The sequence below is a fragment of the bacterium genome (assembly GCA_016702305.1).
Classification (GTDB): domain Bacteria; phylum Electryoneota; class RPQS01; order RPQS01; family RPQS01; genus JABWCQ01.
On the sequence record JADJEH010000017.1, the window covers coordinates 85,051 to 101,490 of the forward strand.

The 16,440-nt window shown below is 59.2% G+C and carries 7 protein-coding genes; all 7 read left to right on the forward strand.

Features of this window, described 5'->3' with window-relative positions:
* Position 1: 1 nt before the first annotated feature.
* On the forward strand, positions 2 to 3,514 hold the full coding sequence (locus IPH10_11540) for a hypothetical protein (GenBank protein MBK6911538.1): 3,513 nt from the start codon (positions 2 to 4) through the stop codon (positions 3,512 to 3,514).
* The gene (locus IPH10_11545; protein ID MBK6911539.1) at positions 3,511 to 4,533 is read left to right on the forward strand and encodes a PorV/PorQ family protein; all 1,023 of its coding nucleotides are present in this window, start codon (positions 3,511 to 3,513) and stop codon (positions 4,531 to 4,533) included. Before IPH10_11540 ends, IPH10_11545 begins: the two co-directional genes overlap by 4 nt.
* A gap of 66 nt (positions 4,534 to 4,599) precedes the next feature.
* Positions 4,600 to 6,090, forward strand: coding sequence for a T9SS type A sorting domain-containing protein (locus IPH10_11550; protein ID MBK6911540.1), 1,491 nt, complete (start codon positions 4,600 to 4,602; stop codon positions 6,088 to 6,090).
* 149 nt (positions 6,091 to 6,239) lie between these two features.
* The gene (locus IPH10_11555; protein ID MBK6911541.1) at positions 6,240 to 10,448 is read left to right on the forward strand and encodes a T9SS type A sorting domain-containing protein; all 4,209 of its coding nucleotides are present in this window, start codon (positions 6,240 to 6,242) and stop codon (positions 10,446 to 10,448) included.
* A 1-nt stretch (position 10,449) separates the two neighbouring features.
* A complete protein-coding gene (locus IPH10_11560; GenBank protein MBK6911542.1) occupies positions 10,450 to 13,125 on the forward strand; it encodes a hypothetical protein in 2,676 nt (891 codons plus the stop codon).
* A gap of 26 nt (positions 13,126 to 13,151) precedes the next feature.
* Positions 13,152 to 14,225, forward strand: a complete 1,074-nt coding sequence (gene ugpC / locus IPH10_11565) for a sn-glycerol-3-phosphate ABC transporter ATP-binding protein UgpC (GenBank protein MBK6911543.1) — start codon at positions 13,152 to 13,154, stop codon at positions 14,223 to 14,225.
* A gap of 4 nt (positions 14,226 to 14,229) precedes the next feature.
* On the forward strand, positions 14,230 to 16,440 hold the full coding sequence (locus IPH10_11570) for a hypothetical protein (GenBank protein ID MBK6911544.1): 2,211 nt from the start codon (positions 14,230 to 14,232) through the stop codon (positions 16,438 to 16,440).

The following is a 16,440-nucleotide window of genomic DNA, read 5'->3' on the forward strand; positions in this document are numbered from 1 at the left end:
TGTGACTAATTCCCGCCCGTCCCTTGCGGGCACTTCGCTCCGCATCGTCCGACTCGCCGCATGCGCAGCCCTCCTCTTGGCGGGCGCTGCGCAGGCCCAAGTGGACTCGATGCTGACATACAAGGGCAACCCGCTCTATCGTGCCAAAAACTTCATGAGCGGCAATCTCGTCTACACCGTATTCTATAACTACGGTCTTGTCGGCAATCTTGGCGAACGCTCCGGCGAATGGCCCGCCGGCACCAATAATGAGTATGTCGGCGACGTCTCGCCGCTCGTCGGCGTCGAGTTTATTCATCCCTCCGGTGATACCCTCCGCGCTGTCTGTACCTCCGATGGCCCACGCGGGAATCCCGACGGACCTCCCGGCGGTGGCGCTTTCTGGGGATTTGAACCGCTGCAAGGTTTCGCATCTCCTCCGGCCGTCGGGGAAGATCCGCTCGTCGCGCTCTCGAACCAACCCCGCACCTGGCCGCGCACGTGGCCCGACAAGAATGTCACCGACTCCCTGTCGAACGACCGCGCGTGGGTACGTGACGAGACTGACCCCGGCTGGCGTGGTGCGTGGAACGGCTATTTCGGCAAGAACGTGACGAACGCCGATCTCGAAAGCTACTACTTGATGGACGACCACCGCGACCTCGAATGGTTCGAGCGCACGGACAGCCTCGGCAACACTTATCACTACTATCCGAATCTGACGGACACCACGCGCCGTGGTTTGGGCTTGCGCGTCTCTGTGCGCGGCCTGCAATGGGCGCACTTCCTCGCGCAGGATGTCATTTTCTGGCTCTACGAAATTACCAACGTCAGCTCCTACGTCTATGACAAGGTCGCCTTCGGTATGGTCGTCGGCACGCTCTCAGGCGGCCGACAAGACTCCGAAGACGACTTGGCCTACTTCGATCTCGAAAACGACATCACCTACAGCTTCGACAGCGACGACCAAGGCTCGCCCGGCTGGGTTCCCGTCTCCGAAACCAACAACGTCGGCTACGTCGGCTACGCCTTCTTGGAATCTCCAGGCAATCCCGTGGACGGCATTGACAACGACGGCGATTCCCAAGACCCGGCCAGCCCGCACCTGACCGGCGATATCCTGAACCTCTTCTTACAGCCCCGCGCCTTTGGTCCCGGACAGACTGTTGTCCTCATTGACTATGTGACCTACGAGCGCACGCTCTCCAGCTTCCCGCAGTCCGGTCCGCTCCGCTACCAGATTCGTGACCGCGAAATCCTCATCAACCCCGGCCAGCAGCTCATCGAAGACGGCGGCAACGGTATTGACGACAACCTGAACGGCTTGATTGACGAACGCATTGACCATCAGGACCTGGCTTACGTGGACTACACCACCGGCCGTGGTGCGACGGACCTGCTGCTGGATGAGGCGCGCGATGACGGCGTGGACAACGACGGCGACTGGGATGCCTTGACCGACGACGTTGGCGGCGACGGCGTTGCCCTGACCGGCGATGCCGGCGAAGGTGACGGCCGCCCGACCAACGGAGAACCGCGCTTCGACAGGACTGACGTGGACGAGTCCGACCAGATCGGCTTGACATCGTTTGACTACTTCTCGCCCCCCGGTTCCATTCGCATGCGTGACGATCAGGCGCTCTGGGATCGCATGAACCCGGGCCGCTTCGACGTCGTCTCGACCGAACCTCAAGACGGTGACTTCGTCTATGGCTCGGGCTTCTTCCCGCTCCGGCCCGGACAAACCGAGCGCTTCTCCATGGCGCTGGCTTACGGGCAAGACTTGCTCGACATCACGGACAATAAGATCACCGTCCAGCAGATCTACAACGAGAATTACAACTTCGCCCGCCCGCCGGACAAGCCCACGGCATGGTCCGTCCCCGGTGACGGCAAAGTGACACTCTACTGGGATGACATCGCCGAAGCGTCGTTCGATCCGGTGACCGGCTTCGACTTTGAAGGCTACAAAATCTATCGTGCGACCGACCCTGGCTTCAACGAAGTCTTCACGGTCACTGACGGTCTGGGCCGCAAGGTCTTCCATCAGCCCATCGCGCAGTTTGACCTTGACAACGGCAACGCCGGCTTTTTCCCGGTCATTCGCAACTCGGTCATCTACTTCCTCGGCAACGACACCGGCCTCGAACATACGTGGACCGACACCACCGTTGAAAACGGCCAGACCTACTACTACGCCGTCGTCGCCTACGATCGCGGCGATGTCGCGAAGGAAATTCTGCCCGCCGAAAACAGCAAAACCATCGTCCTTGACGTCAGCGGTAACGTGACGCTCGATATCAACACCGTTACGGTCACGCCGCGCGCCCCCGCGCTGGGCTATGTCGAACCGGAAGTCTCCACCGTGACGCACGTCGCCGGCTTCTCCACCGGCACGATGGGCACGTTCGTGCTCGATCCAGCGGGCGTAACCTCCACGACAAATTACCGCATAAACTTCTCGCAGGAAGCCGATACGCTTCCGCTGACCTACACCATCACACGCAGCAATCTGGACGGCGAGTCGGTCGTGGTCACCGGTGTCTCGCTCACGCCGCAAGACAATCTGATTGAACGCGCCTCGCTGTTCTCCGCATATTACGATTCGCTCTTCAACCTCGAACCCGGCACCTTCGACGCGCGGCAGTTCTTCCGCGTCGCCGGGACACGCCTATACGACGGACAGCAAGGTTACCTGTTGTTCCCGCGTGACACGGTCGCCATCCTCGAACGCAGCGGCTGGCAATCCGAAAACGCGGACGGTCTCCTGAACTTTGAGTTCGAGTTGGGCAATATCAACCAGCTCAACTGGCGCGGCAAGAAACAACCGGCGACCTACGAAATCGAGTTCTTCGATCACATCGTGGACACATCGCTGGCGATGGTCTACCCGATTAATCCGCCGTTCAACCTGCCCGCCGTGCCCGTCAACTTCCGCGTTAAGAACTTGAGCTCTGATCAGTATATCAAGTTCGCATTTGAAGATTCCACAGGCTTCAACGGGCTCGTGGACGATAAAGATGTCGTCTACTTCCGCGAACGCATCAACAACGTACTCGATCTGACGTGGACCGTCGAGTTCTTTGCGCGCGCCGCCACGGGCGACACCGTTCTGCCCCAGCCCGGCGATGTTCTTCACCTCGAAACCTATCAGCCGTTCACCGTCGCCGATACCTTTGCCTATACGGTCGCTCCGGCACGCATTGACGCTGGCAACGTGAACCTCGATCGCATCAACGTCTATCCCAACCCCTACGTCGCGGCTTCGCCTCAGGAGCCGGCCAATCAGTTCAACGAGGGCCGCGGTGAACGACGACTGACCTTTAACCATCTGCCCGACCGCTGCACTATTCGCATCTACACCGCGCGCGGCGACCTGGTAGACACCATTGAACATGACGCGGGCATTGACGACGGCACCGCCAACTGGGATATGCGCAATTTTGACGGACTCAATGTAGCCTATGGCGTCTATCTGTTTCATGTTGATTCACCTTACGGTGAAAAGACGGGAAGGTTCGCGGTGATCAAGTGAGAAAGTCCATCACACTGCTTCTCCTCTGCGCCGTCTTCGGCGTGACCGCGCAAACCCTCGCGCTCAGCAAAGTCGGCACCACTGCCGCGCCCTTTCTGAATATCGCCGTCGGCGCCCGCGCCGTCGGCATGGGCGGCGCATTCACCGCCATGGCCGACGATGCCACCGCACTCTACTGGAACCCCGCTGGCATCGCCAGCATTGAAAAGTTTGAAGTCTCGCTGATTCACACCGACTGGCTCACCGACCTGCGCTATGACGTCATCGGCGCTGTCCTGCCGCTGCAAAACAGCGACGCCCTCGGCGCGCAGATCCAGCTCCTGACCATGCCCGATCAGGAAGTCACCACGACCCAGCAGGACGAACAAGACGGAACCGGATATTTCTTCAGCGCCGGCAGCATGGCCATGCAGTTGACTTATGGCCGCCAGTTCACCGACCGCTTCAAACTCGGCATCACCGGAAAATACATCCGCGAGTGGATCTGGCACGAAGCCGCCGCAACCTCCGCCATTGATCTCGGCAGCGTCTATCGCACCGACTTGAACGGCATGCGCATCGGCCTCGCCATCACCAACTTCGGCGGCAAGATGCAGATGAACGGACGCGATCTCGTGCGCCTCTACGACGTGGACGAAACCCGCGAAGGCAACAACAACCGCATCATCTCCAATCTCGGCACTGACAAGTGGCCACTCCCGCTGACCATGCGCTTCGGACTGGCCATGGAGGTCTTTGAAAACGAGAAGCACCGCTTCTCCGTTGCGCTCGACGCACTGCATCCCAACGACAACAACGAATCAGCCAACTTCGGCGCTGAATATGCCTTCCGCGAACAGCTCTTCTTCCGCACTGGATATAAATCCCTGTTCCTGGAAGATTCCGAAGAAGGCATCACCGCCGGTTTCGGCGTGCGGCTCAAAACCCGCGGAGGTCCGTCCTTCGTTCTCGACGCCGCCTACGAAGACTTCGGTCGCTTCGACGCCATCTACAAATATTCGCTGGGAATCTCGTACTAAGATATCTTCGCACATTCTACATAGTTTAGCATCTCAACTATAGGTTAGGTCAAGGAGGACCCGATCATGTCAAGGCTACGTCATTTTTCAATTGCCTTGTTTGCGCTGATGTTTTGCGTCGCGCAGGCATGGGCCACGCAAGTCACCTTCCAGATCAATATGTCCGTACAGCAGGATCTGGGCAACTTCAACCCCGCCGAGGACCTCGTCCTCGTTCGTGGATCGTTTAACGGCTGGGCCGGTAATGCCCAGGAACTCGAACTGTCCGGCGATATCTACGTCGGTACGTTCGAAGTCGCCGAAGGCGCCATTGAGTACAAATTCGTCAACGCACGACCCGGCGGCGACGTGTGGGAATCGGTGAATAACCGGACCGCAACCATTGCAGGAACGACCCAGACGCTCGATGTCGTTTACTTCAATGACATCACCTCGTCAGCTTCCGCGGACGTCGAGGTCAACTTCCGCGTCAACATGACCGTCCAAGACCTGTCCGGCACCTTTGACCCGGCCAGCGACTGGATCGTCGTGCGCGGCGCCCATCCGAACATCGGCAACTGGGGCGGCGCTACGCAATTGATCGAAGAAACCGGAAACCCCGGCATCTACTCTGCTTGGATCACCTTTGATGATCTGCCCCTGAACGCCGCACTCGAATACAAGTTCGTCATTCTCGACGGCGGCGATCCGAACGTGGCGTCCTGGGAATCCAGCGCCAACCGCAGCTTCACGCCCACCGGCGCTGAGCCGGACAACCTGCCCCCGCCGTCCGGCAACCTGTACGGCGAAATTATGCCCGAACTCGTGTTCTTCGCCAACATCACGCCTGACGACATTATCACCAACGATGTCAACGTGATCTTCCAGGTCGAAGCCGCGCCGCTCCAGGGTCGCATTGACGACGAAGGCTACGTCTATGACGTGCAGACCAACGACACCATCTACACGATCGAAAACCTGCAAGCCGCCGGCTTCTTCAACAACTGGCCGTGGGGCAATTTCCCGCAGCAGTACTACTTGAACGACGACGGCGCGAGCGGCGATCAGACCGCCGACGACGGCATCTGGTCTGTCTCCGTGCCGTTCACCGCCGGCAGCCCGCGCAACCTGATCTACAAGTACGGCGCTAACCAACTCGACGTCGAAGCCGGATTCGCCCGCAACCACGAGCGTTTGATTGACGACGCCAACGCCACCTTCCGCATGGACGTTGACTGCTGGGGCTCGCCCGACACCCTCTATGAGGAATGGGCTTGCACCATCTCCGGCGTCGACGACGGTGCTCCCGTCATCGGTGACTTCGTGCTTGAGCAGAACTACCCGAACCCGTTCAATCCGACGACGACCATCAGCTTCACGCTGAACCGCGCCGACTTGACCGCACTGAAGGTCTTCGATGTGCTGGGCCGGAATGTCGCCACCTTGAACATGGGCCGCATGGATGCTGGCCGTCACACCATGTCCTTCAACGGTGCCAACCTGTCGAGCGGCGTCTACTTCTACCAGATCGAAAGCGGCGCCGTCTCGGCCACCCGCAAGATGCTGCTCCTGAAGTAAACGACTCTCGTCGTCCGACCGATTGCGCTGCCGCGACAGTCGTGTCAAGTCCTCGTCGCGGTAACACTTAGAAGACTCTGAAGTTTAACACTGGACGGGGCGCAGACCGCAAGTCTGCGCCCCGCCCTGCCCTTAGAAGGTGGCTCACTATGATTCGCGTTGCCGTTCTACTCTTGATTCTCGCAACTTCGCTCCGCGCGCAGACTACGTGGACAGAACCTGCTGCACCCCGCCAAGGTGACGCCGTGACGTTCTTCTACGACGCCCTCGCCGGAACACTGCCCGACAACGGCACGCAAGTCTGGATGCACTGGGGTATCCTCAACGATCTCGGTGCGTGGGGCACCCCGCCGCAAGAAATTTGGCCCGCCGGTTCCCAGCTTCACTCTGACAACGTCGCGCTGCAAAGCCCGATGACCAACGGCGGCAACCAAGTCTGGTCTGTCACCGTGGACTTCACGCCGGAAATCGCTTCTATCGCCTACGTCTTCACCGATCGCGGCAACAATTGGGATAATAATGCCGGTAACAACTGGGAACTCGTGTTCCTCGCGGCGGGCACCGTATCTTGGTGGTCGCCCGCGGATCCCGAACCCGGTGATTCTATTACAATCTATTACGACGCTGTCGCCGGTACCTTGCCGAATGGCGCAACCAATGTCATCCTGCATTGGGGTGTCAACGAAGCCGGCCACGGCAACTGGCGCCTGCCGCCGCAAGCAATGTGGCCCGCTGGCACCGTGCCGCAAGGGCAAGCCGCGCGCACGCCGCTGATCAATCGGGGTAACGGCCTCTTCAGTGTCACAATGGCCACGCTCGATACGATCAACTCCGTCCACTACGTCACCACCGACGGAACAAATTGGGATAATAATAACAATCAAAATTGGGATATCTTCATGGAAGAGCCACCGGTCGCGCAATTAGCGCGGGTGGTCTTCCGCTTCGATCCGCGCAGCGCTTTCGCGCAATTCACTGGCCAGATCAATTCGCTCAATCTCGCCGGCGCCTTCAACGGCTGGAGCACCAGCGCTACCCCGCTGACCACCGTAGACGCTTTCGGCAACCGCTGGGGTGAAGTGCAAATGCCCGTCGGCGAGAACGAATACAAGTTCGTCATCAACGGCAATAACTGGCAGATTGATCCCGACAACCCGCGCAATGCGCCCGGCGGTTTCAATAACTCGCTGTTGACCGTCGCCGCCGATTCACTCCCGCAAGTCTATGACATACAGCCCGGCGAAGCCGCAGTCTTCACATTAGGCGACCCGGAAACCATTACCTGCAAGGTGCGCGGCGGTGATCTCGGACCGGGCATCAACGGCACGCCCGTCGTACGCATCAACGGCGCAATCACGACCCCAAATTGGAATGGCGCCACCGGTCAGCTTTCCATCGCTCTGCCGACCGATCTAAACTTCGCTGAAGTATCGGTTCAGGCCACCGATAGCGCGGGCCGCAGCGCCACGCGCTACTTGATGTACTACTTCCTGAACAGCGTATTGTACGCCGCCCCGGACGTGCGCAACGACGTGCTCTACACGACGACTGAATCCGTGGACCTGAAAGATTTCGTGATCTACTCCTTTGCTAACGGCGACTCACTCGAAATCCGCCCGCGCTTTCATCAGGCACTCACGGCCAACACCATGGCCATCGTCACCATCACCGCGGAAGCGGGCAGCTACTCTGCTATCGAAGGTCTCGATGCGGAATACGAAGTACCCGGTTTGGCCGCGGGCGGTGTGATTCTGCCGATGCTCGCGCCCACCAGTCCGAATTACGATCCCGCCGTGCACAACCGTTTGCACTATGGCAGCATCGGCGGCCCCAGCGTGCCAGCGAACTTCGAAGTGTCCTCACATTACATTCAGTGCTACGTCGCCGTCGCCGATCTTGAAGCTGCCCTCGGCAACTATCAAACCGAGTGGCTGTTCTCTTGCGCCAGCGCTGTCGCATCTTCGTCCGCCGATGGCTACGTGCACGAAATCTCTGCTGCCGAAGGCGGCACCGACGGCCTGGAAGAACCCGACTTCTACGATGCCTTTTTCTTCGCCGCGCGGGATATCCAAAAGAAGAACGCCAAGAACTACGGCTTGACGCGCCGCGCCACCTTTGACGCCCCTGGCCGCGGCCTCGCTGCCATCGCCCCCGAGGATATCGGCCCCGATGTTGCACATCCCGGCCCGCTCTGCCGCATCCTGACACGCGGTGCCGAAACGCGCCTCACCAACCGCACCATCAAAGGCCGCGTCACTTCGACCGCCGCGCTGACAAGCGTCTGGCTCATGCAGAATGAAACAGTCTATCCCGTGACGCTCGCCGGCGACAGCTTCGCCCTGGCCGTCACGTTGACCGAAGGCGATAACCTCTTTACCCTGTTCGCGCGTGACGTAAACAGCGACACCGGCCGCTCCGCGCAGATGAACTACCCGCGACTCGTCGATCAAGCGCCCAATCCGATTCTCGTCGTTAATATCGGCGATGCCACCATTCAACTCAACGCCACGAGTTCCACCGATCCGCAGGGCGATCCGTTGACGTATGAGTGGATCGCGGACCCCGACAACCCCGCGCCCGTTACGCTCAACGACCCGCATAATGCCATCGCCACTTTCACGATTCCGCCGGTGCATGGTGAGTATTACTTTGATCTCGTCGTCAGCGATGACGAGCAGAATACTGCCCGCGCCCGCACCTTCGTGCGTGTCACCGACGACGGCGAATCCGCCTTCCAGAATAATCAAGTCGCCGAATGGGTGGACAATGCCGTTGTCTACGAAATCTTCGTGCGCTCCTACTCGGCAGGCGGCGATCTTGATGGCGTCACCGCAGATATGCAGCGCATCGCCGACCTCGGCGTCTCAGCAATCTGGATGATGCCTATCTTCGAAGGCCCGTCCGACCACGGCTACGAAATCACCGACTACTACACCATCGAGCAGGACTACGGCACGAACGAAGACCTGCGCGAACTCGTTGAAGCCGCGCACGCCCACGGCCTAAAAGTCGTGCTCGACATGGTCATCAATCACACCGGTATCGGCCATCCCTTCATGCAGGACGCGCAGCGCTACGGCCGCAATTCGCACTACTGGGATTGGTACGACCGCAACGGCAACGGCGACTACACCTTCTACTACGATTGGTCCTCGCTCCCCAATATCAACCTCGACAACCCGGAAGCGTCACGCTACTACATTGTTATGTGCAAGTACTGGGTCGAAGAGTTTGACATTGACGGCTACCGCTGCGACGTCGCGTGGGGTCCGATGGAGCGCTCGCCGCAATTCTGGGTGGATTGGCGCCGTGAACTGAAAAAAATCAAGCCCGAAGTCTTCCTGCTCGGTGAAGCCGGCGCGAGTGATTTCAACATCTACAACGAACGCTTTGACCTGTCTTACGACTGGGCCTTGCACCATGAAGGCAGCGCGGGCTTCGCCAACATGTTTCCCGGCATCCCCAATTTCACCAACCTTACCGACCTGATCACCAACTACGGCTTCCCGTGGCCGGAGTACAAGAACCCCTTCCGCTTCATCGAGAACCACGACGAGTCGCGTTACATCTCCATCAAGACTCCCGCGCAGACCAAACTCGTCTCCGAATTGCTTCTGAGCATGCCCGGCGTGCCGATGATCTACGCAGGGCAGGAGATCGGCGAATCGTCACAGCGCGGCTTGATCAACTGGGGCAGCGATCCTAACGGTATGTTCCAGCACTACTATCGCCTGCTCAACGCGCGCAAACTCCTGCCAGCGATGCGCGTCGGCGATTGGGACCTGCTCACCACTGATCAACCCGGACCCTGCTACTCCTTTGCCCGCACCGGCGAAGGCATGGACCCCGTGATCTTCCTCGGCAATTTCAGCTCGGTCTCGCAGTTGGTCAACGTTAACCTCGACGCCGACTTGTTGAACATTCATCCCGATTCTACTTACGTCGTCAGCGATCTGCTCGCTGCGACAAGCGTGTCGCGTCTCGGTTCCGAACTCGCGACGCTGTTCACGAGTCTGTCCGCTTACTCGGGCCGCGTCTGGGTGATTTCCGATTCCGCGATTTTCGTGGATGCGAACGACCGTCCCGAGCTGCCGCGCAAGACCGAACTCTTGACTCCCTATCCCAATCCGTTTAACCCCGTCGTCAGCATCCCGCTCGAACTGGCCAAGTCCTCGCACGTCACGTTGCGCGTGTTCGATGTGCTGGGCCGCGAAACCGTTCGCTTGGCCGATGACGTCATGAATGCCGGTCTGCACCAATTCGTCTGGGACGGCTCCAACGCCTCCAGCGGCGTCTATTTCGTCCTCCTTCAAGCCGATGGCATTGCGCAAACCCGTAAAATTGTGTTGATGAAGTAACGTGCGCACAAGACTACTTTGCGCAGTTGCCGCAACGCTCTTGCTTGCTGCGGCAGTTGCGCAGGCCAAAGATACTGTCAAGGCTGGTGACAATCGTTCGTTTCTCATTTCAAATGGAAACGGAACGTATCTATACGGCTCAACAGGCGATACTTGGGAAGAGGGCTGGATGGGGCTGTGGGTGAACCGTGAGAGAGTTGCTGGGCCGTTCAAGATTCTCGACGACGAGGGATCTGAGCGAAGGAGAGACGATGCTTTTGTTGAATGTGGCCGTAGTTATGTTGTGTGGCGGTGGCCGGATAAGAAGGACTTTGTTTTGACCTTTGACCTTGCTAGTGACATGCTCCTGTATAGACCATCTGACTGGAGTATTTCAGACACTTGTTCGGGGATTGCGCCTCAGAAGATTGTCTATTTTGGCCAGAACGACGCCATAGACTTGTCAAAGGTCACATGGTTCCCGAATATTGAAGTTGCGCTGTCGCGGAATCGTGCAGAATCCGCGCTGCTCAACCTCCTCGCCGAAAACGACTCGTTGCTCTACGCCGGAATCCCGTGGTTCAACGAAGGCTGGGGACGCGACACATTTATTTCGCTGCCGGGTTTGCTCGTCACCGGACACTACGATGTCGCGCGCAAACTCTTGATGCGTTTCGCAGGCTGGATTGACCGCGATCCGAACAGCCCGACCTACGGCCGCATTCCCAACCGCGTGCGCCCCGGCGAAGATATCGCCTACAACACCGCCGACGGCACGCCGTGGTGGATGCGCGAAGTCTATGAATACGGCGTCTATTCCGGCGACTATTCGCTGTGGGATGAATTACTGTCCGATAGTGGTGCCATGCGCATCGCGCTCGATGCCGCCGTGCTAAGAAGTGATTCGCTCGGCTTTCTGACGCACGGCGACGCGGATACATGGATGGACGCCGTCGGGCCGCAAGGTGCGCACACTCCGCGCGGCAATCGCGCCGTCGAAATCCAGGCACTGCACTACGCCAGCCTCGACAACGCGACGCGCATGACGAAGAACGCCAACCCAAAGTGGCGCGAAACTGCCGACAAAGTGCGCCGCAATTTTCTCGGAACGTATCTTGCCCCGACGCAGGATTATCTTTACGACCGGATCGAGCCGAGTGGTCGCCCCGACACCACCATGCGGCCCAACCAGATGTTCGCGTTCACCGTGCCTTACACGCAGCTACTGCCGCCGCAATTGGAGAGCGCAGTAACGAAGAAAATCGCGGGCGAATTGTTCTATGAACACGGTGTGTTGAGCCTGAGTCCGCAGGACACCTGCTTTCATCCGTTCCACATGGACTGGCACTATCCCAAAGACAACGCCTATCATCAGGGCGTCGTGTGGGTGTGGAACAGCGGCCCCGCCAAATCACTCTTGATTCGACAAGGCCGCGGCGATCTCGCGCTGAAGATGATGGAATACGAAGCGTGGCACATGCGCGAGCGCGGCATGGTCGGCTCGCTGCCCGAACTCTTCGACGCCGTCAAGCGCCCCGAAAACGAGTACATCAATTGGTCCGGCACCGCCTCGCAAGCGTGGAGCCTCGCTGAGTTCTTGCGCGCAACTTATCAGGACTTTCTCGGCATTCGTCCTGTGCTCTTTGGCCGCGTGGATCCCTTCTGGTTCTTCGCCCCGCGCATCCCCGAATCGTGGGGACAGGTGCAGACGACCGTCAACTGCTCCGGCACACCGATCAATGTCACGATGCAGCAGTTCCCCGACTCCACGGTCATCGAACTGCAAGCCCAAACAACGCCAAAGTATCCTCTGCCCGTCAAGTTCTTTGATGTGGCAAGGGGCATCAGCGGCCAGATCAACACCACCGATCTACTGCGCGTCGTCTATCGCAAAAAGGACGGCTACATGCTCGCCGACGGACAACCGACGGCGCAGCACAAACTCACCGGCTGGCCCTATGACAAAGGTCCGCAAGACCTCAAGTTTGCGCCGCCCATCAAGAAACTCGATTTCGCGTCCTTGCAAGACCCGGAATGGGAAATTCTCACCGGCAAAGACATCCACTGCGATATCGAAACATCGCTGCTGCTGTCACGTACCGCTGATTCCCTCGGCGACGACCACGGCGGCGGTGCCTATGTCTATCCGTCCGATGAGAATTTCAAACCCGGCATACTCGACCTGAAACAATTTGAAGTCCGCGAAACGAGCGACAGCTACTATTTCGAACTTCAAACCGCCGCGCTGCATCAACCCGGCTGGCATCCCGAATACGGCTTCCAGCTGACCTTCGCCGCCATCTGCCTGCATAGCACCGGCGCGCAGCGCACGACCGTCGGCGCCAACGCAAATGAACAGCTAACGACGCCGTTCTCGCGTGTCATCTACGTCGGCGGCGGCATGCGCATGGAAAACGAACAGGGCCATGTCATCGCCGAGTTCATACCGCGTTCCAACGCAGATGCGTTCGGCGACCTGAATTCGTCAACTATCTCCTTCTGCCTGCCCAAATCGCTCTTCCCCAAGAACGATGATCGTTGGCAGTGGACCGTCCTCTGCGGCGCGCAGGATGATCACGGCGGCGCAGGTATCGGCGAGTTCCGCACCGTCAAACCCGTCGTCGAACGCTGGGCGGGCGGCGGAAATTTGTACAACAGAACCAATATTTACGACCGCCTGACTACTGTCGGCCAATAAACCCAGGTCGCGGATCCCCCTCTGAAATGGCAAGCATAGAACTGCGGAATATTCAAAAGTCCTTCGGCACGACCGTGGTGCTGCGCGATATCAGCTTCACCGTCCGCGAAGACGAATTCGTTGTCCTCGTCGGCCCCTCGGGCTGCGGAAAATCTACCATCCTGCGCACCATCGCAGGACTCGAAACACCCTCGGCGGGTGAAGTATGGATCGGCGGCCGGAACATCACCGATGTGCATCCGCGCGACCGCGATATCGCCATGGTGTTCCAGAGCTACGCGCTCTACCCGCATCTCTCCGTCTATGACAACATGGCCTTCGGTTTGAAAATGCGCAAAGTCGCAACCGAAGAGATTGACCGCCGCGTTAAAGAGGCCGCCCAGTTCTTCGAACTCTCCGATCTGTTGCAGCGCAAACCAAAACAGCTCTCCGGTGGACAGCGCCAGCGAGTCGCCCTCGGCCGCGCCGTCGTGCGCCACCCGTCGGCCTTCCTGTTCGACGAGCCGCTCTCCAATCTCGACGCGAAATTGCGCGCCCATACGCGCACCGAAATCTCGCGCCTGCACAAACGCCTCAAGACCGCCATGGTCTATGTTACGCACGATCAGATTGAAGCCATGACGCTCGGCGAACGCATTGTCGTCCTCAAGGATGGCGTCATTCAACAGATTGACACTCCGCTGAATGTCTATCGCCGCCCCTCCAATAAATTTGTCGCCGGATTCATCGGTTCACCCGCGATGAACTTTATTCCCGGTAACCGCGACGGCGGATCGTTCAGCGCGGGCGCCTTGAACTTCACCCTGCCGGCAATTTCCGATTGCCCCGCCGGTCTCACGCTCGGCCTGCGGCCTGAGCAAATCGGCGTCGGCGCCAACATCGAGCGCAAAGTCTGCTTCGATCTGAATGTGGACGTCGTCGAACCCATCGGCAACGAACTGCTCGTCTATGGCCGCATCGGCGAGCAACAATTGGTCGTGCGCTGCGATCCAAGCACCGAAGTCAAGCCCGATTCGAGGCTGCCCGTCTTCTTCGACCCGCATGCCGTTCACTATTTCGATGCGCGGAGCGAAAACGCGCTCACCCATACTCAGGCGTAGCTCCATGAAGCGTTTTCTAATTCTCTTACTTCTTCTTGTGATGGCGACTATGGCCCGGGCCGGAAATCTCTATCTGAATATCATCTGGCATCAGCACCAGCCGCTCTACGTCAATCCCGTCACGGACGTGCTGTCCGGACCGTGGGTGCGCACGCATGCGACCAAAGACTACTACGACATGGCCGCGCTGCACGAGAAGTACCCTAATGTGCACGCCACCGTCAACCTCACGTCGTCGCTGCTCGTGCAGTTGCAGAACTACTATGTAGACCGTCTTGCGCCGCACATGCAAACCGCGCTCGACGGCAAACGCGAAATTGTCGCGGGCGCCTATTTCGCCGCGGGCATTTCGACCGACCCGTGGGTGGACATCGCACTCAAACCCACTGAATCGCTCACCGCCGATGATCGCGCCAAACTGCTGACCGACCCGTGGAACGCCTTCGGCATTTCCGATGTCCAGATCGAGCGCTTCCCGCAATACAGCGCCCTCCGCGCCAAACCCCGCGATCAATTCACGCTTGAAGACTTGCGCGACCTCAAAACGTGGTTCTTCGTCGCGCACTTCGATCCCGATTTCCTGCGCGGCACCTCAGCCCTCGATGTGGACCTATCCGACCTGATCGAGGAACGCGACGGCGCGTTCTACATCCGCGGCAAAGAGCACTTCTCCGAACGCGATGCCAATCGTGCCGTCGCTGACGCCGTGCGCGTGATGCAAGAGATTATCCCCGTGCACGAGCGCCTGCTGGCCGGCGGCAATCTTGAAATCATCACCACGCCGTTCTACCATCCGATTCTGCCCCTGCTGATTGATTCCGATATCGCTAAGACCTGCCAGCCCAAAAGTGAACTGCCGCAGCGCTATGCCTATCCGCAGGATGCCCACGCCCAAGTCATCAAAGGCGTCGGTTTCTACGAACGGCTATTCCGCCGCGCACCAGTCGGCATGTGGCCCGCCGAAGGATCCATCTCACAAGCTGCCGCTGAAGTCTTTCACGCCCACGGTGTTCGGTGGATCTGCGGCGACATGCACGTCCTGCGTCGGTCATTGCCTGAAGGTCTCGATGTCGCCAAGCCCTATCGCGTCAGCACCGAGACCGGTGATATTGCCGTCGTCTTTCGCGAAACCGTGCTGTCCGATCATATCGGCTTTACCTATCAGAACATGGATCCCGATTCCGCGGTCGAGCACTTCACACAAGAAATTCTCAAGTATCAGCCCGGCGACAACGAAGCTGACCGGTTGCTGACGGTGATTCTGGACGGCGAAAACGCGTGGGAGTGGTATCGTCAGGACCACGATGCTAAGCGCTTCTTGCATGGTCTATACGCACGCTTGACAGCCCTCGGAGCCAGCGGCGCCGTGACCTGTGTGCATCCAACCGAGTACTTCCGCGGCAATCCCGAGCGCGACGTGCCCGCGCACCCGATCGCGCAATTGACCGAGATCACCCAACTCTGGCCCGGGTCATGGATCAATGCCAACTACGACACGTGGATCGGCGAGCCCGAGGAGAATAAAGCGTGGGAATATCTGCGTCGAACGCGTGAAGCACTTGCCCAATCGCGCCTCCCCCAGCCTGACCCGCATGCGCCCATGGAAAAGAGCATTCGCGGCGCGGCCATCTACCGCGCCTACGAGTCCATGTATGCCGCCGAAGGTTCCGACTGGTTCTGGTGGTACGGCGCCGATCAAAGCGCACCCGCCGGTGACCGTCCGTTTGAAGAGTCCTTCTTCTCGCATCTCCGCGCCGTCTACCAACACATGCGTGACGCTGGCGTCGAAATTGAAACGCCTACCTTCGAACCCATCCTCAGCGCCGACAAAATCGCCGTGCAGGAGACCGGTGGCGTCATGCAGCGCGGCGGCGAAAAACGCACCGTGCGCTTTGAGTGCGATGCCCGCGCCCAACTGGTTCAAACCGCAATCTTCATCGTTGGCAATCAACCCGAACTCGGCGAGTGGGTCCCCAACGTCAAACGGCTCCGTGATGACGGCGCGGCCGGTGACGCCGCCATCGGCGACGGCGTCTGGTCGCTCGAAGTGGAACTGCCGCTCGGCGCCGAAGTGCAATACAAATTTTCTAATTCCGGTGAAGTAGGAGTCTGGACGCCCTCTGAAGAATTCCCGCACGCCAATCGCTCGTTCACAGTCACAGGCGATCCCGGCGTGACCATCGTGCGCCACGACATTTTCGGAGCACGCGACTAA

Excerpts from the sequence above, each read along its gene's own strand:
- IPH10_11550 (MBK6911540.1), top strand. The coding sequence starts at position 4,600 with ATGTCAAGGCTACGTCATTTTTCAATTGCCTTGTTTGCGCTGATGTTT.
- IPH10_11555 (MBK6911541.1), top strand. The coding sequence starts at position 6,240 with ATGATTCGCGTTGCCGTTCTACTCTTGATTCTCGCAACTTCGCTCCGC.
- ugpC (MBK6911543.1), top strand. The coding sequence starts at position 13,152 with ATGGCAAGCATAGAACTGCGGAATATTCAAAAGTCCTTCGGCACGACC.
- IPH10_11570 (MBK6911544.1), top strand. The coding sequence starts at position 14,230 with ATGAAGCGTTTTCTAATTCTCTTACTTCTTCTTGTGATGGCGACTATG.